Genomic DNA, 25,376 nt, shown 5'->3' with positions numbered 1-25,376 from the left:
TTTTACATGATTAAATTAGATAATATATCTTACACTTATGGGGACAGATCAGAATCTGGTGTACGTGATATTCAAATAGATATAAAAAATGGTGAATGTATCTTGCTCTGTGGCAGAAGCGGATGTGGAAAAACAACTATTACTAAACTGATTAACGGTCTGATTCCTCACTTTATAACTGGTAAAAAAACAAATGTAGCCTATGTGAACGGACAAAGCGTTGATGAAATGCCTATTTATGAATTATCTAAAAGTGTAGCAAGTGTATTTCAGAATCCTAAAACACAATTTTTCAACTTAGATGCAGAAAGCGAAATTGTATTTTCTTTGGAAAACCAAGGTATTGCTTTGGATCTCATAGATAAGATTCTAAGACAAACAGTAAATCAACTCCGAATCCATCATCTTCTTAAAAAAAGCATGCTCCAAATGTCAGGCGGTGAAAAGCAAATCATTGCCTTTGCTTGTGCCTACGCATCTCAAGCTGAAATAATTGTACTTGATGAACCTTCCGCTAATTTAGATTTACAAACAATGAAGATAATAGGTGATATAATTTCGAAACTAAAAAATCAAGGAAAAACTATAATCATTGCCGAACACCGTATCTCCTATTTAATAAGTGTTGTTGATCGAGTCTTGTTTATAGAAGATGGAACAATCAAAAGAGATCTATCTGGAGATGAATTTTTTGATATGGATGAAAATATGCGAAAGATTATGGGGCTTCGAAGTTTAATTGCTCTAGATTCTAATAAGATTCAACAGGAGTTATCTCAACATGATTCTAAACATACACTCAAGATAGAAAATCTTAATCTTGCTTATGGAAAACAAATTGTACTAGAAAATATCAATTTTGAACTTCACTCCGACCAAGTAACTGCTCTCGTAGGCAAAAACGGAATGGGCAAATCTACTTTAGCTAGATGTATCTGCGGTCTTGATAATCAAAAATCGGGAAAAATCTTTCTGAACGGACATCAATTAAATACAAAACGGCGCAAAAAACTAAGCTATATGGTCATGCAGGATGTTAACCATCAGCTCTTTAGCGAGAGCTTAGAAAATGAGTGTCTCCTTGGAAATGCTAATATAAATAAGGAAAGGATTTACGAAGTTTTACATGCACTGGATTTGTATAAGTATAAAAACATACATCCTCAAGTATTATCTGGTGGACAAAAACAACGTTTAGCCATAGCTACTGCTATTCTATCTGATAAAAAAGTTTTAATACTTGATGAGCCAACAAGTGGGTTAGACTATGAAAATATGATGAAAGTGAGCAACTTAATTAAACGCTTATCTAAACTCAAATTTATCATACTGCTCATCACTCATGATATGGAATTAGTTGAAAATACTTGCAATCGTCTTATCCACCTTAATAAAAACCAGATATTTGATGTTAGCCATAATACATGAATCCTACTCAATATGAACATTATACATCATATGAACCACTTGCTTTATGATGAAATATTTTAACTATTAATAATGTTTCTTAGATATTTTTTATTTATTAATAATTTCACTAATTAGTTTATATATTTCCTCATTGCTCTTACTCTTTTTTATACTTGAAACTATATCGACTGATTTTACAATTTTTAACAAAGTATTGATTAATTTAATATCATTTTCTTTTACTACGGGCATAAATATCATATCTACTTTCCGACATTCCTTATCCCAGTTAATTTTTTCTTTAAGTTTTACAATCAATAATGTTGTTTTATTTACATATGCTGGCATGCCATGAGGTATAGCTATTCCTCCTTTAACATACGTAGTATTCATATCTTCTCTCTGGATTAATGAGTTAATATATTCTTTTTTTACATAACAACCATTATATAGAAGTGAATACGTATAATCTAAAAGTTCAGCTTTTGATTTAAAGATTTTATCGACAATGATTAAGTCTTTATTCAATACATTTTTTCTTACATCAATTGAATCTTTATTAATCAACAACTCTAAATACTTGCTCTTTATTAAATCCTCGCTATATTGAATATAATTTATTCCTTCAATATTTGGATTCATTGTTCCAATAGCAGCAATTATATTGTATTTTTGTTTAATAAGCTTCATTTTCTCAGCTAATTTTTCATTCATCATACCAATTGTTATTATTTCTATACCATTGTATGCATCAAGCAAGCTTTGTTTTATCTTAACCGCTAACCCTTTTCCTGTTAAGCACAGTGTTACAATAACAGAAGGTTTGCTTTGATTTGTTGAATAGGTTTGGCATAGTGCATATCTAGAATTAACTATATTAAAATATATGTGGTCAAGAGCCCCTTCAGATATATAAACTTTCCGTACCGCTTCAATTAAAGTAACGATATCTACACGATCAATTGTCCTAGTTTTAATCCCAGTTCTTTTTGAGACAACATCGCCTATATTTAGCAGTGAACCCATATCTGAAAAGAATAGAATCCCATTTCCGTTATCAATTATTTTGGCAATTTCAATAGTTCTTTCAAATATTTTTGTAGGACTTTCATTAAGAGGCATATCTATTGCAATTGGAAAATCTACATTCATCAATTTATTTACAACTGATACCATTTCACTTGCAACCTTACCATGAGATAAAATTATTATCCCTATCCGCTCATCTGTTATTTCTGTCTTTTTTAATGCTTTCATATACATGGCTATAAACCCAACTTCATCATCGGGGATCACAATTTGATACTCTTTTTCTATTCTATCTACCAAAAGTTTCGCTATTTTGTACTCTTCATTATATTCATTTATTATCTTTTTTAAGTTAGGATTAATGATAACTTGTTTAAAATTTATTCTTTTTATTGCCTCGTTCAGATGTATGCTCAAATGATTTAATATGTTTTTATTAATTTCTATTCTTGAATTTTTGTCCTGCAAACACGATACAAACTCACTAACCAGTTTTATCAATTTTCTATCTACAAGATTGTCTATATCATCACTATCAACTTCTTTGTTGCTTACAGCATCTGATTCAATCCTATTAAATGTATTTAATACATAGGTCCATAGTATATTCTTCGTTTCTTCCTGTCCGACATTAAGTTTTTTTATTTCATAATACTTTTCCTCAATTTGCTGGTAAATATCCTTAGAAATTTCATAGTTTTCAGTAATAATTTTCTTAGTAATAACACTGTTTTCACTCATATAAGGCATGAAAACCTTATCATTTATAAGCGTCTTAATCTTAATCATACTGCTACTTTCAAAATTCAATCCTTCACTAAAAATATTATTATATAATATATCATTTAATCCTATATGTATCTCTTTTGATTTTCTACCTATATTATCGACATATGCATTAGCACACGTTACTTTAATTTCACTTTTCATTTGTCCAATATTGCCTTGATACTTTTTTAATACGAAGGCCTCTAGCACCTTAGAATCTACGAATAACTTTAAATTTGTCCTATTACATTCCTCTTGAAAGAAGTTGCATGCTAACTCTATTTTTTCCTCTAAACTACGATCTTCTAGAGGGGGAATAGAAATAATCATAGGTATTCTTCGTCTAAAGCTTATTAGAAGGGATGACTCTATATTTTCGGTAGTTGCACACAGGAAAAGCACTTTTGCACTTCTCTCATTATAAGTTTCACCAAGTCTTCTAAACTTCCCTTTGTCTAAAAGAGTAAATAATATCTCCTGGCCTTTAGGGGGTAATCTATGTATTTCATCTAAGAATAAAATACCATTATTAGCTTTTTCAACAAAGCCAGGAGTATCATCTTCTGCTCCAGTGAATGATCCTTTCTTATATCCATACAATATAGATAATAGCAACTGTGGATTATCTGCATAATCCGCACAATTAAGAGTTATATAAGGGGAACCAGACTTAATTATGTTATTCTCAAGTGCAAAATCGTACATACAATCGGCAAATAATGTTTTACCTATCCCACTTTCACCAATTATCAGGGTAGACAAGCCAAAAGGGGGATACAAAAGTGATGCTTGGGCTTGTTTAATAATTTTAGTCAAACTTCTCTCATGTCCAATCAATTTACTAAATGAATTTTCGCTATTTCCAGAGCTATTTTCTATACTATACTTTTCTTTATAAAATGATAAATTATCAAAAATCTCATCAAGAATGGATTGAGAAATTTTTGCTCCCATTACTTTTAATTCTTCTAAAATATCACTGTTAGAAGGATTTTTCTCTCTTGATATCAGATTTAAAATTTCTTTAACAATTACTTCCTTTTTTCTCTCTCTAGAATTTGGTATTCCCAGCTTTTTTCGCAGATTTGTTACAGTCTCTCTTAATACTTCCATACTATTTGCTATATCTTCATCAGTAAATGGATTGTATTTATTTTCTTCATCAATAATCTTTTGTATTCTTTCTTCATTGCTTATTTCCATTTTGTACCCCCGAATAATACCTTTTACACCCTATTATTTGATTTAACTAGTTTTATATTATGTATAAGCTTTTCTTTGTACCCATTATATAATATATTACATGCTTCAACAATTCTAATACTGCTTTTATTCTTTATATACTCTATAAACATATCCGATGCAGCTAAATCCAAATCTGTAAATAGGTTGATTTTATTTATCCCATATTCAACACATTTGGATATATTCTCATCTCCAGTTCCAGATGACCCATGTAGAACAAGAGGGACTTTAATGTTTTCATTCAATACTTTTAGTAGATTAAAGTCAATCTTAGGTTCACCACAGTATACTCCGTGAGATGTTCCAATCGCCACAGCAAGACAGTCTACTTGAGTTTCTTCTACAAATCTTAAAGCTTCTTCAACATTAGTAAGTCCACAATCCCTGGTTTTCGTATAGTCTTTACCCTGTCCAACATGGCCTAGCTCAGCTTCTACTGTAACACCAACCGAATGAGCAATTTTGACTATCTCTTTCACTTCCTTAACATTTTCATCATAAGGTAGCTGTGACCTATCAACCATAATAGAAGAATACCCGGATCTAATTGCTCTCACAGCTTCCTCAAATTGACTCCCATGATCTAGATGCACCGCTACAGGCACTTTTGAATCTTCTGCGAATTTACAAGCGATTTGTGCAAAGTCTTCTATATTCGCCATTACTGGGTATAGTGCTAAGATAAGTGGAGCTTTTTCCTGTTCTGCTGCAACTATTGACATTCTAATAGTGTCTTCATTCCAAGCATTTGGTGCTACAACTGCATAATTGTTTTTTTTAGCATCATCAAGCAATTTTTTCATGGTTACTAACAAATTGATTCATCCCTTTACCTATTTTTTTATTTTCCACTAATATTTATACACGTTTTTAAAGAACTTTCTTGAAAAAACGGCAACATTTGTTCCCTTAATATATCTGCTGAACCCTCTGAAACATCATATCTTTGTCCTGCAATATGAGGCGTCAGTATAACATTATCTAGTTTCATTAATCGACTCTCAAGTTCTAAAGGCTCTTTCCAAAATACATCTAATGCTGCTCCTGCAATTTTCTTTTCTTCTAATGCTTCAATTAATGCTAATTCATCAATAATTTCACCTCTTGAAACATTAATAAAGTATGCGGATGATTTCATTAAGTCAAAAAGTTTTTTATTTATAAGGTTTCTATTACTTTCCACTGGAGGAATATGGATAGTAATAAAGTCACTTGTAGAAAAAATCTCTTCTAAAGAACAATTTTTTCCATACACATTAACCATTTCTGCTGGAAGAAAAGGATCAAATAATTGTACAGAAAATCCTAGAGCCTTAGCCTTTTCTGCAACCTTTTTTCCGATTTTACCAAGTCCAACTATACCAAATTTCTTTCCTTTCATTACAGGTCCTCTGAATGTATAGAATTCATCCCATTCGGGCTCTTCTCTATTCATATCTCTATTCCACCTACCTGCTTTCACATACTCATTAGCCTTTAAAATATTTCTTGCCAAAGATAAAGCAAAGGTTATTGTAATATCGGAAACAGGTTCAACGGATCTACCTGGTGAGTTAAATAGGTATATACCTTTCTCTGTAGCATACTCTACATTTACATTTACTATATCTGACCTACAGCATCCAATGGCTATGAGATCCTTTCCTGCATCAATTACTTGTTTTGTTATTGGTGCAGTATGTGTCACAAGTAAATTTACTCCTTCTAATCTATCTATTATCTCCTCAGGTGTTCCACAATATTCGTTGACGGTATCGTCTCCTATATCGTCCTTTTTATCCCTGCTCATTGGTTTATCCATAATTATTGTATGAGTAATGATTTCATAATCATATCCCTTTAAAACATCTTTCATCGCTTCAGCCAGATGTTCAGTACTTACCCAGTCATCTCCGACAATTAGGGTCTTAATTTTTTTTTGTATAATCATATTCGTCCTCCAAATTTAGTTTATTGTTCGGCAATACCTGTCTTGTATAGTATATATTAGACAGGTACACCCTTATTTATTAAGTACTTATTAACATATACTCATTTATCTTATGTAGATTGCATTAGTATCTCTTCTGAAAATATCACCATTGCTTCTTTCTTACATTTTGAATTGTAAATTTTCAATACATTCTCTTCTTCCTTACAAAAATCTGCTATATTTCTGAGATAATTAATTTGATTATTCTCGCCTTTCAGTGCCATCAGAAATACTATTCCTACATCAATTTCATTTTCTCTATTACTCATATCAGAAAACTTTACTGTATTATTGAGTACCGCTAATATTACTGCAGGTTTAACTACATTTTCTGCTTCTGAGTGAGGTATGGCAGTACCAATAGGTTTCGTTGGTAACCCAGTAGGAAATATAGTTTCTCGTTCTATTGTTGCAAGATAATATTCGTCAGTAATATAACCTTTATCCAGCAAATAGTCTGACATTTTTTTTATTACTTCCTCTTTTGTTTTGATATCAGATAATAACAATACATCATGAAATACTTCTTCTATTTTTTCGTCCATAAAAATCTTCTCCTAACTTTGCATCTTATTAAAATCCAAATATCATTCCTATTACTTTATAAACTAGAACTAATGCAGGAGTACCAGCTGCGTCCCAAGCAGATACCATTCCGTTTGACGCATTGTACCCTAATGAAACTGCGAGATCTGTCATTGGACCTGCCATTATCGTCGCTCCCCAGCAGAAGAAACAAATAATTATTGATAATGTTATTATGTTATGAAATATGTTTCCTCCAGTAATAGAATTAACTGCTGCACTCTCCCAAAGAACAATAATAAGACTTATAGAAGCGATCATGTAATTCCCTGGTAAGAAAAGAGAAATCAAAAGTGCTATGGGATACATAATCAATGTGGTAGGTATTACTGCACTGTGACCAATAACAGTAGAACAGTCAAGTGCTATACGTACGTCATCTCTCTTAAGTTTCCCAACAAGTATTTTTCGTGCTGCTTTAATAATAGGAAACCAGCCTTCGACAAGTATTGCACACATTCTTGGCATAAGAAGGAATGCTGCTGCCATTTTTACGCCTAATAATAAAGATTCCATGATTCCTATTTGGCTAAATAGTCCAATTCCTATACCCAAAATTGTTCCCATAACTGTTGTTTCACCAAATATTCCAAACTTTTCTTCTATGGTTTCTGCTTGAACATTGATGTCTTTAATTACAGGTGTCTTTCTTAAAACCCAAACAATAGGCATTGCCATTACTGCCTGAAATGAGAAATGTGTCCCGTGTGGCCATGATCCACCTGGAGGAAAATTATTTATTTTTTCTATATAAGGTGCAGCAATATCAGCAGCTTTAATATCAATTATATGAAATATTACTACTGCAAAAGTTGCAATCCACAGGTTTCCTGTAGCTACACCTACCATGCCTCCAAGAAGCATCCCTCTCCACGTATTAAAAACATCTACATATAATGTCTGTGTAAACTTAATAGATACTAGAAATACATTTATTATCAGGAATACAAACACTCCAAAATATCCATAATGATTTCCAAATGCATAACCTACAGTTCCCCACCCAATATCTACTATGCTTTTATTCAAACCATAAAGAGTGATAATATTGTTAATTGGGCTTACCATTGCTGATTGTACTAAATCAACTACAATAAATATACCTTGTAGCCCAATTGATACTTTAAGGGCACCAGTTATTGCTTTTTTAATGCCTACTTTTGCCAATAATGATACTATTAGTATTATTCCAACGATTGTTACCGTTGAATTAAACGCGAAAAATGTTGAAAGTCCTTTCGTAATGATATCAATAAAATTCACTTTAGCTCCTCCTTAAGCTATCTATATCAGATAGCTGCTAATTTAGTTTTTCAACTTAACCTAATTCATTTTCTTTGTCTTAGTATTTGTACAATATTATCTAGCGCTTCTGTTGCAGCAGCATCATCGAGCATTATTCCTAGTGCTCTTACTTGGGGTATTCCATAATCCCTCTGTAATTCAACAGTCGTTGCTAATAAATCTGCTCCAACTATTGCCTCTTCAAGATCATTGACTTTGCTTATCACAACTTTAACTTTTTTAAATCCTTCTGCTTTTAGACGATCTTCAATTTCTTCTCTTAAGTAATTCGAAGTACAGATACCTGCTCCGCAGCAACATACAATTTTAATTGTATCGTTCATTATTTTCACCTCCAGGTTTTTTAGATGCGTATTCACATCTTACTATTATATACAGCAATTATCGTGCCAATTAAAAGTAATCTATTTAACATCCTTATAAATCATAGGTTTATAGTTTTAGTATACTATATTGTAATTACAGTTTTCTGAAATACTGTTTTTGTAATTACGATTCTAACGATCAATTAAAAAATAACCCTGAAAGTATTTACCTACTTCCCTGGCTATATGAATCTATTTTACTTCAATACACAATACACTACTTTTCTAATTATTTAGACATACAAAAAAAGCGTCTTCGACGCGTTTCAAGTAAGATAGTAAAATTTGGACCTCAGCGAGCTAGTCGAACTTTCCTGTCTTAAAACAAAAGTTGATATGCACCTACTTAGATATCAACATAAATGACAGCTTTTTATAATAAAAAGCTGTCATTTATTAAACTTAATATGAATAAATTAATTATTTATCTTTAGCAGCACTTTCTCCTGCAATCTTACCAAATGTTATGATGTCAGAAATAGCATTTCCACCAAGTCTGTTTCCACCATGTATTCCACCAGTAACTTCTCCAGCAGCATAAAATCCTGGTATAATTTTACCATCTTCATTTATAACCCTTGCAGACGTATCAATTGACAATCCACCCATAGTATGATGAACAGAAGGTGATCTTGGAGTCGCATAAAAAGGTCCTGTTAGTATTTTTGATCCAAAATTTGACTTTTTGAATTCAGGATCTTCTCCCTTTTCAATATAGCCATTATACTTATTGATTTCATCTACTAAAGCACTTTCGTCCATCCCAAGTTGAATAGCAAGTTCTTCTAAGGTATCTGCTTTATACACGCTTTTGTTTCCTAGCAGATCCTCTATACTATCACCCCAGACATTTTTGCCTTCTGGCGAAAGCCCTGCTGTCTTTTCATCACAGATAATATACGCTAGCTGATCTTCTTGTTTTAAAATTGCACTAGCTAGAGTATCTCGTCCTGAATACTCATTAACAAAACGTTTTCCATCTTTATTAACAAATACTTGATCTTCAGCACTTCCCCATACTCCACCAGCTAATGATCCGGTTTCTGGATGTGAGCTAGGCATCAATTGTATGAATTCCATTCCAACCAATTTTGCACCGATTTCTCTACCCATAACAATTCCGTCTCCTGTTGCATCAGGTGTATTCGTAGATTTCATAGTTAATGGCATTGTTGGCCAGTAAGTATTGTATTCTTGTCTCATCTCACCATTTTCACCAAATCCACCAGTTGCCATTACAACCCCTTTATTTGCCATTAAAGTCACAGATGTACCATCTGTTTTTGTAGCTTTAATACCAACTACCACTCCATCTTCAACGATAAGTTCTTCCCCTTTTGTTTCCAGCATAATTTCAGTACCAAGTTCTACTGCTTTCTCTGCTAAAGGATCAATAAAGGCTGTTCCTAAAGGTTTTACTCCTCCGTGAGATCTTGGCCAAAGTGCACCTAAAATAGTACCTACATCATCTCTCATTTCTACTCCATTACCTTCTAACCATTTCATTGCTGGTAATGTATTATTGGTATATGTAGTAACCAGATCATAATCTCCCACTATTTCATTACCTTCAAGGTCTGTTCTTTTACCACCAATATATGTGTGAATAGCATGTAGTTCTGGCGAGTCAAATAAATGTGTATCACCAGACTCTATATATTCCTTAATCTGATTTTGCAATACCTCTAATGTTGGTGCAAAATCTCCATAATCTTTTGGATCTGCATCTAAGTACCCTTTTAGTTCATCCAATAAAGAATCGGTTATCTCCATAGTAGATTGAAGTTCCGGATTATTAGTGTTGTATCCACCACCAGATCGCAAAGTATTCCCTCCTATAGCGATACTTTTCTCAATAAGAATGACACTTGCACCATTTTCCGCAGCAGATACAGCAGCTGCAAATCCTGCACCGCCTCCACCTACTACTACTACATCAACTGTTTTTTCAATATCATCTTTAGCAGTAACATCATCAGCTGCTTTGTTTTTTAACGCTTCTACATCTCCACCAGCTTGTTCTATACAATCTGTCACAGCTATTAGCATAGCGTCACTAGAATATGTAGCACCACTGACTGTATCTACATTCAGTGTCTGTCCTGCCAAAATATCTTTTTTAATCTTTTCTAAAGCATTATCTCCAAGTCCTGCAGTTTCAGTGTGTTCCAAAACTGTAATATCTGTGATTTGATCCTTAGTAAAAGTAACTTCCACTTTTACAGGACCAGTATGACCTTTTGCTTCAGCAGTGTATGTTCCTGCTTTAAATTCGTTAGATGTATTACCCGTACAGGCAACCATAAAAATCATAACGAAGCTTAATAATATACAAGCTAAAGCCAATTTCTTTTTGAATAACATTAAATAACCCCCCATTTTTAAAATCAATGTTCATTGTTAAATTATAAACACTTAAATACATTGTATCACATAAGCTTTTACATAACAACAATAAGCGAACCTAAATTTAGTTGTATATAATTTTACTAGATTCTGTTATCTATACTTTATTTTATTAACTTTTACCCTAGTATAATAAAGTAAAACTCTATTAAGTAGGGTTTTTCTTCATCCCTACTTAATATTAGATAAACTAATCGGGCTTTTACAAAGATTAATCTCCACCGGGATAAAAATTAATACTATACAAGGAAAAAACTATCTCCACATCGAATATATTTTAGTTTACTACCATATATGATTGTTATTATTTTTCACTAACAATAATACCCAACAGACCAATTAAATCTACTGCTTGAATTGTATTGATAATAGCGCCTTTCAGCTCTATAGGAGGGCTAGATACTATTGGTGCTACAAACTCATTAGTGGTAAAATCCACTGTCGACAACATGGTCTTGAAAAAGTTGTTCTTTATAAACCTGCAGTCCTTAGCCTCAAATCTTTTCAATTTTGATTCAGTCATAGATGCTTCAGTAAAGTCTATGTGATCAAATAGAACATCTGTAATTTTTGTTTTATCAAAATAAGAATACTGAAATTTCGACTGTTCTAAAGTAGTATTGTTTAAAACAGTTTCGCTCATGTCTACGCCGATACATTTACAGGAAATAAACTGACAACGTTGAAAATATGCTCCTGAAAATTTGCTATTTGATAAATCACATGATTTAAATATAACATCAATAAAGCACGCCTTCTCAAAATTACAATTATTAAAGGTGCAATTTTCAAATATACTTTTCTCAATTTCAATCTTATAAAATTCGGTATCTTCGATTAATTGTCTACAACTTTTTATTTCAGCAATTTGCGTCTCATCTAATAGATATTCCTGCGCATATGTAGAGAAATCATCTATCAGTACTGGTTCTATCGATAATTGGGGGCTGGTAATTTTCATGGTTCCTATCTCCTTTTAATCAAATAAATTGGTTATATTCATCATAATTGCGGTCTATTACAGCATTGGCAGACTGCTTTTCATTTAATAATATGGATGTTTATTCTGTGTTAGAAGCTCTATTACTCGTATTTTATCATTAATGAGATTTAGTTCTCTACTATTATATATAAAAACCGACCTTTTTCAAGTCGGTTTTTATATATAATCATTATCATTCTAATCTATAGCCTCATATACTGTTAGATTCGGTTTGTACTGTATTTTTGGTGTATGGAACCTATTTTTCGACACTTCAGCAATGATGATATGTACAAAGAAGAAAAATTCTTATCACAAAAAAACTTTTATAATGTTTTCCACGTACTGCTCATTCGTCTGCAAAGGGACAGCTTTATCTATAATACTTTGCACTAGTTGTTCGTTTTTTTTAAATTCTTTAACAATTTGTTTTGTCCAAGTCTCACCATTTTTATTCAATACTTTGAGAAAATCTTCTAATTTTTCATGGTCATTGAGTATTTCTTCGAAATTTGTATATCCATATTTCTTAGCATATGAACTTGCATTAATATAATCATTAGTAGCATTTGGGAATGTATAATTCTTAAAAGGTTCTATATCTGAGTTATCAAAAACCACATATCCCTTTTCACGCATTACGTCGTTTTCAACATATTTATTAATTTCAGCCAAGAATTCATTAAATTCATCTTCGTTATAAAAATAATTTTGTGCAATATACTCACAAAGTTTTAAAACAGTTTTCCTATTAATAGCACGCTCTTCAATAGTTGCATTTGGATTGTATACAGTTCCTCTGATGTTCTTAGATATTTCACTTGCAAGTAATGAAGCATTTTTTGTTTTGCCTTCAAGTTTTTCAGTAAGAAACTGTTCAAGAGTTCCTTCTTGAAATATATATTTTACACCGAGAATTTGAAATTCATTTTCCAAAGGATTAAGATCTTGTCTTTCTGAGATGCTTTTAGCAAAGTCTAATTTACTTTGTTCAAAATAGTCCTTGTCTAAAAACTGTTTATCAAATTTTAGGGGACTACTGAAATCATGCTCCTGGAGAGCTAGAAACATTTTTCTTGACTCATCACTTATGAAGACTTCATCGTTATCAACTTTTTTTGTACTGCTAACTTTGACTGTGTTGATTTCATTATAAGTAAGATTAGATATTGGATATTTAGATGTACTATTATAAAAAGTAATGGTGCTCATATAATTCCTCCTTAATGTAGCTTGTAAATTTAAAACTTTATTTATCTAAATTATCTTCTTAAATATATATCGGGTTTATTTGAAAAAAATTTATACAAAATTAAGGTAATTTAACTTCATTATATATATTTACATATATTTGTGAGAACAGCAATTTATCACCCAAACATTATCAATATTTAGTTTTTCACTTCTTTTTTAGTCATAACTCTTCATTTCTTATTGAGTATCAAAAACATATTTGTGAGTTTAACAGATAATTATTATCATTTACAACTTGACAATAAAAAAGAATACAGATAGAATATACTCAATTAGTTAGTTTCATCTAACTAACTAATTGAGTTAAATCATTTGTAATTATTATAAAAGAGAGAGAGGAAACATTATGAAATTTAGAAAAATTAGCTTCATTTTAGCTATTGGATTAATCTTATTATTTACAGGTTGCTCAAACTCAGCGACTGGATCTTCCGAAACAACAGAAACTTCTGGTACTGAAGGAAATGCTCCTACTGAGTATCCTATTTCAATACAACATGCATTGGGAGAAACTGTTATAGAAAGTAAACCAGAGAGTATTGTCGCCATTTCATGGGGCAACCAAGATGTACCCTTATCACTTGGAATCGTTCCTGCAGGTGTTTCAAAAGCAAACTACGGTGTAACAGATGGCAGTAGTCTTTTACCCTGGACTGCAGAAAAATTTAAAGAATTAGGTGTTGAAAACCCAGTAGTTTTTGACGACACAGATGGTCTCGATTATGAAGCAATCAGTGATGCCCAACCAGATGTAATTCTTGCCGCTTATTCTGGTCTAACCCAGGAAGAATACGATCTATTAAGTGAAATTGCACCTGTTGTATCATATGCTACAGCTCCATGGCAGACTTTATGGCGGGATCAGATCCTTCTAGATGCCACTGGGATGGGCATGAAAGTCGAAGGTGAACAGCTGGTTAGTGAATTAGAGAAGTTGATATCAGAAAAAACCAGTGAACTCCCACAAATCCAAGGAAAAACCGCAGCCTTTTGCTACTTTGTTCCAACTGACTTAGGTAAGTTTTACGTTTATCTTCCTACTGACCCCCGTGCAGCATATCTTTCAGATTTAGGAATGGAAGTTCCGCAGAGCGTAACAAAACTTGCTGAAGGAGCTGAAAGCTTCGCAATAGAAATAAGTGCAGAAAATGTTGATCTTTTGCTTGATATAGACATTATAATTGCATATGGCGATGATAGTTTATTGGAAGCTTTACAGTCAGACCCTCTAATAGGAACAATTCCAGCAGTTGCAAGAGGCTCGGTTGTACTTATTGAAGATGGCTCCCCACTGTCAGCATCTGCTACACCTAGCGCTCTTTCCATCCCTGCGACTATCGATGAATATTTAGGTATGATTAAAGAGGCAGCTGATAAAGTAGAATGAAATATAGTAAAATAATTACAATACTAATTGGTAGTTTAATTAGTCTTGTATTATGTATTTTAGCATCCTTAGCATTTGGCGCACGTTATGTAGGCTTTCATGAAGTAATTAATGCTTTGATACATACTGAAACGACAACTTTAAGTGAAATAGTAGTTCGTGAACGTATCCCCCGAACTGTTTTTAGCATAATCGCTGGAGCTTCTCTTGGGGTGTCTGGTGTTCTTATGCAGGCAATCACCAGAAACCCAATAGCAGATCCAAGTATTTTAGGTATAAACACTGGAGCCTCATTATTCGTAGTGAGTGGAATTGCATTTTTAAATATAAACTCACCCAGTCAATATATATGGTTTGCTTTGGCCGGTGCTACGGTGACATTCTTATTTGTATATGGCATTGGTTCCATGGGATATGGTGGTGCAACACCAATCAAGCTTGCTCTAGCTGGAGCAGCTACTAGCGCTGCTCTATCCTCTTTAGTTAGTGCGATTATATTGCCACGAACAGAGGTTATGCACGTTTTTCGGTTCTGGCGAGTAGGCAGCATAAGCGGAGCCACATGGGAAGGAATATATTCTGTGCTCCCCTTTCTTGTAGTTGGACTAATTATAGGGATTCTTTCAGCACCGGCATTAAATGCCCTTGCCTTAGGAGACGATATTGCAACAGGCCTTGGAGTACATACGGGGATTATAAGGATCGTAGGTGCTTTTGCAGGTGTAATATTATGTGGTGCAACTACAGCAATAGCAGGACCAATCGGTTTTGTAGGCCTTATGGTTCCACATACCATGCGTCTTATTTGTGGCCCTAATCTAAAATTTATAATCCCCATGTCAGCAATTAGCGGTGCAATTATATTAACGATATCAGATGTAATAGGAAGACTAATTGGTAGCCCAAGTGAACTTGAGGCGGGAATTGTCACAGCTTTTCTAGGGGCTCCAATTCTTATTATCATTGCAATGAGAGCAAAGGTACGATCATTATGACTATAAATAATCTTAATACCATCAAAATAGGTTATCGACATAGGCGGCTAAGGTGGATTATTGTAACCAGTTTTCTGGTTATCCTTACTTGTACACTTTGTATAACCCTGCTTTTACTTGGAAACACTAAATATTCCTTCGAAGTCATTATTAGAGTTCTTTTTGGCGAACAGATTCAGGGAGCTACTTTTGCAATTGGAACTATACGATTACCGAGAATGTTATCTGGACTTCTTGTTGGAATGGCATTTGGAATGTCTGGAAACACCTTTCAAACAATGCTTAGAAACCCTTTAGCTAGTCCGGATATCATAGGTGTCACTTCCGGTTCCAGTGCTGCTGCAGTTTTTTGTATACTAGTACTAAATGCAAGCGGAACTATCGTTTCAGCAGCTGCAGTAATTTCAGGACTAGTAGTAGCAGCATTGATTTACTTTCTCTCAAAAGGTGGAAGTTTCTCTGGAGGACGGTTAATACTTATTGGAATAGGTATACAAGCAATGATCAATGCTTTCATATCTTTCCTCTTACTCAAGGCATCACAACATGATGTTCCCGGTGCACTCAGATGGCTAAGTGGCAGTCTAAATGGAATGCAAATGAAAAACATTCCTGGGCTTTTCATAGTTGTATTAGTTTTTGGACTTGTTATAATTTTGCTAGGGAAACATCTAAAAATCTTAGAATTAGGTGAGCAATCAGCCGTTACACTTGGCGTAAAAACTGATCAAGCACGACTTTTATTAGTTATAAGTTCTGTCTTTTTAATTGCCTTTGCTACTGCAGTCACAGGTCCTATTGCATTTGTATCTTTTCTGGCTGGGCCTATAGGTGCAAAACTTGTAGGTACTGGAGCACCAAACGAATTATCGTCAGGCCTTGTAGGAGCATCCTTGGTACTTGGCGCAGATATCATCGGTCAGTTTGCCTTTGATATAAGGTTTCCGGTAGGCGTTGTCACAGGAATTTTAGGTGCGCCATACCTTATCTTTTTACTTATTCGTATGAATCGAATGGGAGGATCATCATGAAAAAAACACAATTATTTAAAGCAAACAATATAGTCGCAGGGTATGATAATAAAATCGTCATTAATGGAATTGATTTAGAAATTCCAAGCAATAAAATTAGTGTTATCATAGGTGCAAATGCTTGTGGAAAGTCGACTCTACTTAAAGCACTTGCCAGGTTGATTAAACCTGTTTCAGGAGAGATTGTGCTTGATGGAAAAAAAATCAGCACAATCCCTTCCAAACAGTTAGCGCGTACCTTGGGACTTCTCCCACAATCTCCTGTAGTCCCAGAAGGAATTGCTGTTGCCGACTTAGTTGGAAGGGGAAGATTTCCTTATCAAACGTTTTTCAAGGGTTGGAGAAAAAAGGATTACGAGGCTATAGGAGAGGCATTGGAAATAATGGGCATTACAGATCTTGCAAACCGAAGTGTCGACGAGCTTTCTGGTGGACAACGACAGCGGGTGTGGATTGCTATGGCTCTTGCTCAACAAACAGATATCCTTCTCCTCGATGAACCTACAACTTTTCTTGATATTTCGTATCAGGTTGAAATTCTTGATTTATTGACGGACTTGAATCAAAAACGAGGTACTACTATAGTGATGGTACTTCATGATATAAACTTATCCGCCCGTTATGCAGATTATATATTCGCACTTCATAACGGAAATCTTATTTCTGAAGGTACTCCATCAGAGGTTATAAAAGAGGAATTAATTGAGCAAGTTTTTGGACTCAATTGCACAGTTATAAAAGATCCGGTTTCTGATTCACCTTTTATTGTGCCAAAGGGAAGACATCATGTTAATATGCTAAATATTTCATGTTAACAGATTTTGTAGAGTTACTAAAAGGGCAATCACATTTATTATCTGTGTATTGCTCTTTTTCTAGTTTCAATACTTTATGATCTATTAATATATCTCGTTCTATAAATAATATTTACCTATAATTCGATCAGTCCCAGCTCCACCAAAAATAATTTTATGATTTTGAATTGCAAGTTTTACAATATTGTATTCTATATCTGACCCACCTTGTTCAATAGAGACATCTTCACCTTTCCATATACTGTTTTTCAACATATAGTAACCGAATGCGCTGTTTCCCGAACCAGTAGCAGGGTCTTCTAAGTATCCAAATTTCGGCGCAAAAACTCTCGTGTGCGCAATATTTTTATTGTCATTTACTTCTGTAGAAAAGATTAAAATAATATCGATTTCATTATCAAAGCAAAATTTTTTCAGATTTTGCTCATTTGGTAATACATTAATTAAACATGAAAGATCAACAATAGGTATTATCAATGTTGTTAACCCTGCATTAATCAAATCAATTGGGTATCTACTCAATATTTTATCCGTATCCACTTCTAAACTATCGGCAATTTCTTCAATACTTATTTTTAATTCAAAAAATGTAGGCTCTGGCGCTGTAATAAACACTGCATCCTGTTCAGGAATTTTATTATACACTGTTAATGTGCCTTTTTTATTTGTGTTTATAATTATTTCACTTTTCTCTAATAAGGTTGACGAGCTTTTAATGAGACTATACATACAAGCAATTGTTCCGTGTCCACAAAAATCGACTTCACACTCAGATGAATAGTATATTAAGTTTAATCCTGATTGTTGTGAATTACTACAATAAACAACTTCTGAAACGAATCCTTTATGTTGTTTTGCTATAGTCAACATTTCGTCATGTGATAATGTTTTGCTATTTTCCAAATAAATACAAGCTGCTGGGTTCCCTAATGACTTTCCCGAAATAAAAGCATCAATCTTTTTATAATTATATTCTCTCATCCTTTAATCACCTCTTAATTAATTTAAAACTAAAATATTCTACCATTATATTTTTTTTGCGCTTTAATTATATGAACAAAACCTAAAACAAAGCATACTACAAAGACAATCCAACCATACGAATTTTTTGTTGCATAGTCTATAATACCTGATAAAATCATACCGCTACCAATTATAGTAACACCTTTTCCCATTTGTTCTGTATATGCTTTTACATTATTCTCTTTTACCCTCGTATAGTGATAGGAGTGAATTAAAGAAATTTTTTCTTTTTTCCAAATCAAAATACCCATCCAAACAACAATAATTCCCGTAATTGTCATTACTATCAGTGCAAATAACATGTATTTATTACCTCCTTTTAATACAGTTAATCTTATGGTAGTGGATTTTTGTATATTAATTATAACAAATAAAAATCCCTATAGGGTGGACTTTTAATACTGTCTACTCTATAGGGTGCATTTTACTATAGTCAGAGATAATAACCGAATACTTACCTTAAAATTTGATTTTAATTGCTCGTTAGATACCATGAGAAACCAGTTATCTTTGTAAACTCAAATTAAAATCTACCGATGTCAATTGCAGCTTGGTATGCAGTTGATGTCGCTTCGTAAATGTCCTTAGGTATTACACAGTCGCCAACTTGATAAAACTCAGGTGCACAATCTGATAGTGCAAGAGCTTCTTCACGCAAAGGCTTCTGTCCAATGGCATAAATTATAGTATCTGCTTTGATGGTTCTCTTACCATTAACATCTTCTACTATTAAACCTTCATCAATGACTTCGACTGCTTTAGTCGATGCACATACCTTCATATTAGACAAACTTTTTAATTGTTCTTTTAATGCTACACCATGAACAAGAGGAAAGCCCAGAGGTATATCCATAATACCACTCATACGATTAGAAGTCCCTTCTACTGGAGGTGGAGTTGCAACAGTTCCAGGTGCCATTTCTACAATGGTAATGTTACACTCTTTTTCTGCAAGGAAAATACCAAGTTCAAGTCCAACAAGACCTCCACCCATAATGACAATATTTTTCCCTGCTATGTCTGGATTGTAGTTTCTAAATAGTGTTTTACCTAGTTGAATTGGTTGAAATAAATGCTTATATTTCGTTCTAGACATGGTCATTCCTCCTAGTTAATAATTACATGGTTTTCTTGATAATTTTGTCTTGTAAAGTTACCTTGTAGAAAAACAGCAATAAAGTAACTTTAATCATAATAAGAAATCAACGTAATAATTAGCTATCTGTTGCTGTTCTCTCTCCAATAATATTGATGTCTGCATTTTTAAACATTTCTCTCGTGCTAATAGGTTTCTTCCCTGTCAGCTTTTCAAAATCATCAGTACAAAAGCTCATTTGGTCAAGTCTAATCGCTGTGCCAAACGAGACCATCCCTTTGCTGCAAAACGGAAAAGCTTTAGCTGCTTCTGCCCAAATTCCGTCGGTTTCCCTTGGAACACCCAATGCATCAAAATTTTTATAAGACTGTTCATCATCTATGTATTTATATTTTACTTTTTTACCTGTTACTTCTGAACCTATAGCTGTAAACTCATCCATGTTATGAAGCTCAGGACCTGTAATGTAATAAATTTTATTGTCTTCCCCTGCACCAGCTGCCACACATGCGGCAGCTTCAGCACAATCATTTCTTGCAACATGGGCTACCCTTCCATCGCCCATATTGTTGCAAAGTACACCATCGCTAGCTGCGGCTTGTTCAAAAGCAGCAATCATCGCTTCACAATATTGTGAGTCACGAAGGAATACGTAATTGAAATCTAGTGCCATGATCAAATACTCTGTGAAACGATGGTCAACGATTTCATATCCTGCATTTTCAATTTCACCGGCACCCATAATTGATGTGTATACTATTTTCTTGACTCCAGCTTCTTTTGCAGCCATAATTGCATTGACATGCATCCTGCGTCTTTTTTCACCAACCTGTGGCATGGAAATAAACAGAAGTGTGTCGCCTCCATTAAAAGCTTCTTTTAGTTGTTTAGGATCATTAAAATTTGCGTGTCTGCATTCAATACCCATATCCTGAAAATCTTTAAGTTTCTCCACAACAGGTGCAGTAAATATCAAATATTCTTTTGCTACTTTTGTTAGAATTGTTTTTGCTGAATGTCTGCCAAAGTTCCCGTCTACTCCAGTTATAATAATTTTCCCCATACTGATCCTCCTTGATTTTAAGCTCAAATACCTAGTTATTGATATTGCGAGCTTATTAATTATAATGAAGTCAGTATAGCATAATTTTTGTTAAATAGAATCATATCAAAAAACAGAAAATATTTGTGTTTCTTTGGTTACTCAGTACGACATATAATCTGTATCTACTTGACATCATACTTTTTTAAAGTTATGATTTTAACAATAGAGGTGATGGCTTTTGAAATTTTCCACGTCCTTTCTTATAAATCAAATGCAAAGTTACAATATAACTCTTAAATATCTTAAGCTATACAATAAAGATACTCTAATCTCCAGCATACGTATTTTCGATATGAAAATTATTCAAGATGATATTTTATATGTTTCGTCTATTGATTATGCCAATACAAACAAATTACTTCCACCAGTTATTTTTATGGCGGGTATCCCAACATTAGCTTTTCAAGATAATGTTGTTTATATCGACTTGAGTTTTATAGAATTATTTAATGTACTCCAATCAATATTTGATAAATACAATTTTATTGAATCAAGGCTAATTAACGCTGTCAGTGAAAATAAGTCTTTAAAAGAAATTCTTAATATCAGTTCTGAATTTTTTAATAATCCAGTTCATATATTAGATGGGAGCATGCATTACATAGAATACAGCGATAACATGCTAATGAAAGATCATACAGATGCTGCTACTGGTAAGGTATTGACAGAAATATCTGTAAATTATACTGATGACAGCATAATGAATCTCTTGCGAGAAAAAGGTCTGCTAGTTCAATTAACACATAGTAAAAATTCTGTTTATATTCGTTTGCCCGAAGTTTCTGTGGCTTACTTTTCAATTAATTTCTTTGAAAACAATACCCGTATTGCAGTCTTGAGTATACTAGAAACTATTTCACCTCTTGACAGTTCTCAATCCATTATTGTGGATCAAGTAGCTCATATAATAGCTAATGTTGTGAAAAAATTTCGCAATCATCCTACTATTTCATCTGATTTCAAACAAACTATAATTGACTTATTGGAGTCTAGACGAGTGGATCCAGAGATATTAGACTTTTATTTGAAAAAACTTGGTTGGGGATTGAATGATGGATATCATATTCTAAAAATTAAAATGAACGAAAATAGCTTTGAAAATGGTCTGTCGGAATATACTATTGGACTGATTAAACGCTACTTTCCTAAAACAATTTTACTTGACATTGATAATTTAGTAACCGTTATGATTATTAATGCCAATAGCAAAAGCTTTGAATTAAAAGAAACAATAGAACAAATTCGACCACATCTCAAAAAACAACAAGCTATAATTTCCATCAGTCGGCACTTTATAAATTTAATAAAACTTCCTGAACATTATAAAGCTATAAATGACCTGATGGTTCTCGGAAAAAAACTATCACCTGAAAATAACATATTATTTCATACTGATTTCACTATTGCTCATATACTATCTATTTGTAATCGTGAAACTGATATACGTATATTTTGCCTACCAGAAATATTTATTCTATATGAATACGATAAAAGTCACGGTACAGATTTTTTTTATAGTGTATATATCTATCTCAAGTTGAATAAAAGCCTGGCTGCAGCATCCAAAGTTCTTCTTGTGCATAGAAATACACTTGTATATCGTATTGAAAAATCAAGCAAACTTACGGGCTTAGATTTTGACGATTGCAATTTAACATTTCATGTTATCTTTTCATATGAGATAATATATTATCAACAGCTTATGTCATGATTTCATTTCTAAATGAATTTTATTAGCAAGTGCCACCGACCTAAACAGCTTAGCAGCTAAGATCGTTGGCACTTTATAAATTATATAAAATTAATTACGCTTCTAATAAAGATGCTGCTTTTTTCAATTCATTAATAATTGGAATATTCTGTGGACATGCATCTTCACATTTCCCACATTCAATACACTTTGACGCGATTCCCCCATTTCTTGCTACAAACATATTATAATGCCCTTTTGCTCCCTTCAGATTATTGTAGATAAGATAAGTATTCATAGCTCCAAAAATTGTTGGTATAGCAATATCTTGAGGACATTCCTTCAGACAATACTGGCAATCTGTACATGGTACTCTAGGAACTTTATCTAGTTCCTCTTGAACCTTTGATATTACTGATTTTTCTTCAGAAGTTATAGGAGTAAAGTCTTCCATAGTGGATAGATTATCTTTCATCTGATCTAAATCAGACATTCCACTTAGTACAGTTATCAGACCGTCTAAAGAAGCAGCGAAACGTAAAGCCCACGAAGAAAGAGATACTCGTTCATTAGCATTTTTAAGTATTGAAGCCGCAGTATCCGGTAGGCTAGCAAGAGACCCTCCTTTAACTGGTTCCATAATAATAACAGGCTTATTATGTTTTCTTGCAACCTCATAACATTTACGAGATTCTATCTTATCATTTTCCCAATCAGTATAATTGATTTGAAGCTGAACGAATTCCATTTCAGGGTGTTTTGTAAGAATTTCATCCAAGACATCTGCCTTGTCATGAAGTGAAAATCCTAAATGTTTTATCAATCCTTTTTTCTTTTGCTGTTCCAAGAAATCCCAAATTTCAAATTCATCAAAAGCTTTTGTTCTATTCCCACCTAAATTATGCAATAGGTAAAAATCAAAATATCCTGCACCTGTTCTTTTTAATGATGTCCAAAACATATCTTTTGCCTCATCAGCTGTTTTTGCACCTGCCCATGCTGGAAGCTTTGTTGCAAGCTGAAAGCTTTCCCTAGGATAACGGTCAACCAATGTAGTCTTTATTGCCTCTTCAGATTTACCATTAATATATCCATAGGCTGTATCAAAGTAAGTAAAACCTTTCTCTAAAAATAAATCTACCATTTGCTTAGTTTGTTCGATATCTACCTCGTCTTCGATCATTGGAAGTCTCATCATACCAAAACCCAGTTTTTTAATTTTTTCTCCTAAATATGGCATTTTATTGCCTCCTTTTTTAGAGTATAAACAGATTAAATATTTACTAATTGTAATTATACCAAAAGATTAACATAACTGAAACTTTTGATTTCTATTAACCTATTCTAGCATTCCTTTGCATAAGTCATTGTATTAAGCGTATTATAACAAATAAAAATCCCTATAGGGTGGACTATTAATACTGTCTATTCTATAGGGTACATTTTACTATAGTCTAATGGAATATAATACTTACTTTAATATTATTTAAAATGTCTGCATTTTCAAACATTTGTCTCGTCTGGAAGGCTTTTTTCATGTGACTTTTACAAAAATGTAAAAACATACTATAGGCTATCCCAACCCATATTTAATAATGTAATTGTAGTTTATCTAAAATTAATTCCATACCTGATATCGGGCTAGGAATTTTCACATCAAGAACATATAATATACTCAAAACAAGTGCAATCGTATAAAAAAAACAAAAAGCACTAAGATCACGCATACATTCTCTCTTTATCAAATTTGGAACTTGATACAATGCTATGATTATATAAATAGAAACAACCAATATGATCATATGAGTTCTCTCCCCTTCCTCTTAGGTAACCTACGTAGTTTAGCTATTAAAAGTGAAACTGGTGGAATAATAAACTGGTAGGGGATAGTATAAAATACATGATAGTTTTTAGCTGAATAATTATGACTGACGATAGAATCATAAGCAATAAATGCTATAATAATGGCAATTCCACCAATAGGAATTATTAATGTCTTGTAAGATTTTAATTTAAGCAGCTGTGCTATACTTGCTAAGGTTATATAGTATAAAACACATATTTTTATAAACAAACAAATGGTAATACCCATAGCAACAACAATTTCTATTCTTGTAAAAAACTCCCCAATCTCTATTATGCGGACAGTTTGATAGGCAGCATTATTACTTATGAAAGAAGAAGTACCCAATACTGAGGTATCTCGTACTGAAATAACAAGCAGGCATAATGCTCCAAGGGCAAATCCCAATAGCATATATTTGTTGACCTCCCCAAAATTATTTAATGAAGGCATTACCATTAGAAAAACCATGACTTCACAAAATGGAATAGCCGCCACTATGTGTACACTTTGAATAAAATCTTTTATTGGTAATTCAAAAATAGGTAAGAAATTTGTAAAGTCTACTTCGCTATAAAGTAATAAAAAAGTACCTGTAATTACAAAAATAGCATAGGTTACAGTTAGGTGACTGATTCTTGCCATGGGTTCTAACCCATGGCCGACTGTATAAGCACAGACAAGGGCAAATATAATAATAAAAACCGGTTTAGGAGTTTCAGGCATAACATACCCGACATAGAAATCTCCAAGCCCTTTTAAGTTTAAAGATAGTAATAAAAAAAAATATACAATATACAGTATTGATATAATTTTTCCCAAGAATGAACCATAAATTATATCATTAATCTGTATAAGGTCTTTCCCTTGAAATCTTTTAGCAAGAGCCGAATAACATAAAACAAAGGGTATACATATAACAAAAGCTGTAAGGATAGCTAACCAAGAATCATGAAATGCAATGGTATCCATAAAATGAATAAATGTAGATGTACCCAACATAAAGCTTGCAACTAAAAACATAAGTTGCGAATTATTAATTTTACCTTCTTTAATATTCATTCTTTAAT

22 protein-coding genes are annotated in these 25,376 nt (G+C 33.0%); 6 read left to right on the top strand and 16 right to left on the bottom strand.

Going from position 1 to position 25,376, the window contains the following annotated elements:
• The first annotated feature begins 6 nt into the window (after positions 1 to 6).
• On the top strand, positions 7 to 1,428 hold the full coding sequence (locus GC105_RS06780; RefSeq protein WP_152803009.1) for an ABC transporter ATP-binding protein: 1,422 nt from the start codon (positions 7 to 9) through the stop codon (positions 1,426 to 1,428).
• Positions 1,429 to 1,518: 90 nt separating this feature from the next.
• Here the strand turns inward: GC105_RS06780 and GC105_RS06775 are convergent, their stop codons facing one another.
• The 9 genes from GC105_RS06775 to GC105_RS06735 all read right to left on the bottom strand — a co-directional run bounded on the left by GC105_RS06775 (position 1,519) and on the right by GC105_RS06735 (position 13,279).
• On the bottom strand, positions 1,519 to 4,410 hold the full coding sequence (locus GC105_RS06775; RefSeq protein WP_152803008.1) for a sigma 54-interacting transcriptional regulator: 2,892 nt from the start codon (positions 4,408 to 4,410) through the stop codon (positions 1,519 to 1,521).
• A 23-nt stretch (positions 4,411 to 4,433) separates the two neighbouring features.
• The gene (locus tag GC105_RS06770) at positions 4,434 to 5,255 is read right to left on the bottom strand and encodes a class II fructose-bisphosphate aldolase (protein ID WP_246169753.1); all 822 of its coding nucleotides are present in this window, start codon (positions 5,253 to 5,255) and stop codon (positions 4,434 to 4,436) included.
• A 38-nt stretch (positions 5,256 to 5,293) separates the two neighbouring features.
• Positions 5,294 to 6,382 carry an NAD(P)-dependent oxidoreductase gene (locus GC105_RS06765; RefSeq protein ID WP_152803006.1) on the bottom strand — a complete coding sequence of 363 codons (1,089 nt, stop codon included), beginning with the start codon at positions 6,380 to 6,382 and terminating at the stop codon, positions 5,294 to 5,296.
• 110 nt (positions 6,383 to 6,492) lie between these two features.
• Complete coding sequence (locus GC105_RS06760; protein WP_152803005.1) at positions 6,493 to 6,969, bottom strand: PTS sugar transporter subunit IIA; 477 nt, start codon at positions 6,967 to 6,969, stop codon at positions 6,493 to 6,495.
• A gap of 28 nt (positions 6,970 to 6,997) precedes the next feature.
• Positions 6,998 to 8,272: a PTS transporter subunit IIC gene (locus GC105_RS06755; RefSeq protein ID WP_207706951.1), complete on the bottom strand. Its 1,275-nt coding sequence runs from the start codon at positions 8,270 to 8,272 to the stop codon at positions 6,998 to 7,000.
• A 65-nt stretch (positions 8,273 to 8,337) separates the two neighbouring features.
• On the bottom strand, positions 8,338 to 8,637 hold the full coding sequence (locus GC105_RS06750; RefSeq protein ID WP_152803003.1) for a PTS sugar transporter: 300 nt from the start codon (positions 8,635 to 8,637) through the stop codon (positions 8,338 to 8,340).
• A 462-nt stretch (positions 8,638 to 9,099) separates the two neighbouring features.
• The gene (locus tag GC105_RS06745; protein WP_152803002.1) at positions 9,100 to 11,043 is read right to left on the bottom strand and encodes a flavocytochrome c; all 1,944 of its coding nucleotides are present in this window, start codon (positions 11,041 to 11,043) and stop codon (positions 9,100 to 9,102) included.
• A gap of 346 nt (positions 11,044 to 11,389) precedes the next feature.
• The gene (locus tag GC105_RS06740) at positions 11,390 to 12,046 is read right to left on the bottom strand and encodes a pentapeptide repeat-containing protein (protein WP_152803001.1); all 657 of its coding nucleotides are present in this window, start codon (positions 12,044 to 12,046) and stop codon (positions 11,390 to 11,392) included.
• 333 nt (positions 12,047 to 12,379) lie between these two features.
• Entirely contained in the window at positions 12,380 to 13,279 is a 900-nt protein-coding gene (locus GC105_RS06735; RefSeq protein ID WP_152803000.1) for a hypothetical protein, read from the bottom strand.
• 388 nt (positions 13,280 to 13,667) lie between these two features.
• On the opposite strand from GC105_RS06735, the gene GC105_RS06730 reads away from it, so the two are divergent.
• The 4 genes from GC105_RS06730 to GC105_RS06715 are packed head-to-tail and all read left to right on the top strand — an operon-like array spanning position 13,668 to position 17,549.
• The gene (locus GC105_RS06730; RefSeq protein WP_152802999.1) at positions 13,668 to 14,708 is read left to right on the top strand and encodes an ABC transporter substrate-binding protein; all 1,041 of its coding nucleotides are present in this window, start codon (positions 13,668 to 13,670) and stop codon (positions 14,706 to 14,708) included.
• Entirely contained in the window at positions 14,705 to 15,703 is a 999-nt protein-coding gene (locus GC105_RS06725; RefSeq protein ID WP_152802998.1) for a FecCD family ABC transporter permease, read from the top strand. Before GC105_RS06730 ends, GC105_RS06725 begins: the two co-directional genes overlap by 4 nt.
• The gene (locus tag GC105_RS06720) at positions 15,700 to 16,734 is read left to right on the top strand and encodes a FecCD family ABC transporter permease (protein ID WP_152802997.1); all 1,035 of its coding nucleotides are present in this window, start codon (positions 15,700 to 15,702) and stop codon (positions 16,732 to 16,734) included. The genes GC105_RS06725 and GC105_RS06720 overlap by 4 nt, the downstream gene beginning before the upstream one ends.
• Entirely contained in the window at positions 16,731 to 17,549 is an 819-nt protein-coding gene (locus GC105_RS06715; protein WP_152802996.1) for an ABC transporter ATP-binding protein, read from the top strand. Before GC105_RS06720 ends, GC105_RS06715 begins: the two co-directional genes overlap by 4 nt.
• A gap of 99 nt (positions 17,550 to 17,648) precedes the next feature.
• On the opposite strand, the gene GC105_RS06710 is transcribed toward GC105_RS06715, so the two are convergent.
• From GC105_RS06710 to GC105_RS06695, 4 genes are all read right to left on the bottom strand, one after another.
• Positions 17,649 to 18,530 carry a PhzF family phenazine biosynthesis protein gene (locus GC105_RS06710; protein WP_152802995.1) on the bottom strand — a complete coding sequence of 294 codons (882 nt, stop codon included), beginning with the start codon at positions 18,528 to 18,530 and terminating at the stop codon, positions 17,649 to 17,651.
• Positions 18,531 to 18,559: 29 nt separating this feature from the next.
• Positions 18,560 to 18,874: a DUF3784 domain-containing protein gene (locus tag GC105_RS06705; RefSeq protein ID WP_152802994.1), complete on the bottom strand. Its 315-nt coding sequence runs from the start codon at positions 18,872 to 18,874 to the stop codon at positions 18,560 to 18,562.
• Between the two features lie 221 nt (positions 18,875 to 19,095).
• On the bottom strand, positions 19,096 to 19,668 hold the full coding sequence (locus GC105_RS06700; RefSeq protein WP_193708309.1) for an FAD-dependent oxidoreductase: 573 nt from the start codon (positions 19,666 to 19,668) through the stop codon (positions 19,096 to 19,098).
• Positions 19,669 to 19,786: 118 nt separating this feature from the next.
• On the bottom strand, positions 19,787 to 20,731 hold the full coding sequence (locus GC105_RS06695; RefSeq protein ID WP_152802991.1) for an NmrA family NAD(P)-binding protein: 945 nt from the start codon (positions 20,729 to 20,731) through the stop codon (positions 19,787 to 19,789).
• Between the two features lie 220 nt (positions 20,732 to 20,951).
• Between GC105_RS06695 and GC105_RS06690 the strand changes: the two genes are divergently transcribed.
• Positions 20,952 to 22,484: a PucR family transcriptional regulator gene (locus tag GC105_RS06690; RefSeq protein WP_152802990.1), complete on the top strand. Its 1,533-nt coding sequence runs from the start codon at positions 20,952 to 20,954 to the stop codon at positions 22,482 to 22,484.
• A gap of 94 nt (positions 22,485 to 22,578) precedes the next feature.
• On the opposite strand, the gene GC105_RS06685 is transcribed toward GC105_RS06690, so the two are convergent.
• The 3 genes from GC105_RS06685 to GC105_RS06675 form a co-directional block, all read right to left on the bottom strand.
• On the bottom strand, positions 22,579 to 23,703 hold the full coding sequence (locus tag GC105_RS06685; RefSeq protein WP_152802989.1) for an aldo/keto reductase: 1,125 nt from the start codon (positions 23,701 to 23,703) through the stop codon (positions 22,579 to 22,581).
• Between the two features lie 349 nt (positions 23,704 to 24,052).
• The gene (locus GC105_RS06680; RefSeq protein ID WP_152802988.1) at positions 24,053 to 24,265 is read right to left on the bottom strand and encodes a hypothetical protein; all 213 of its coding nucleotides are present in this window, start codon (positions 24,263 to 24,265) and stop codon (positions 24,053 to 24,055) included.
• Positions 24,262 to 25,368: a GerAB/ArcD/ProY family transporter gene (locus GC105_RS06675; protein WP_152802987.1), complete on the bottom strand. Its 1,107-nt coding sequence runs from the start codon at positions 25,366 to 25,368 to the stop codon at positions 24,262 to 24,264. Before GC105_RS06675 ends, GC105_RS06680 begins: the two co-directional genes overlap by 4 nt.
• Positions 25,369 to 25,376 lie beyond the last annotated feature (8 nt).

The sequence above is a fragment of the Alkalibaculum sporogenes genome, from assembly GCF_009362815.1.
GTDB lineage: Bacteria > Bacillota > Clostridia > Eubacteriales > Alkalibacteraceae > Alkalibaculum_A > Alkalibaculum_A sporogenes.
Note: the sequence above shows the minus strand (reverse complement) of the source record. Positions and strands in the feature narration are given on the sequence as shown.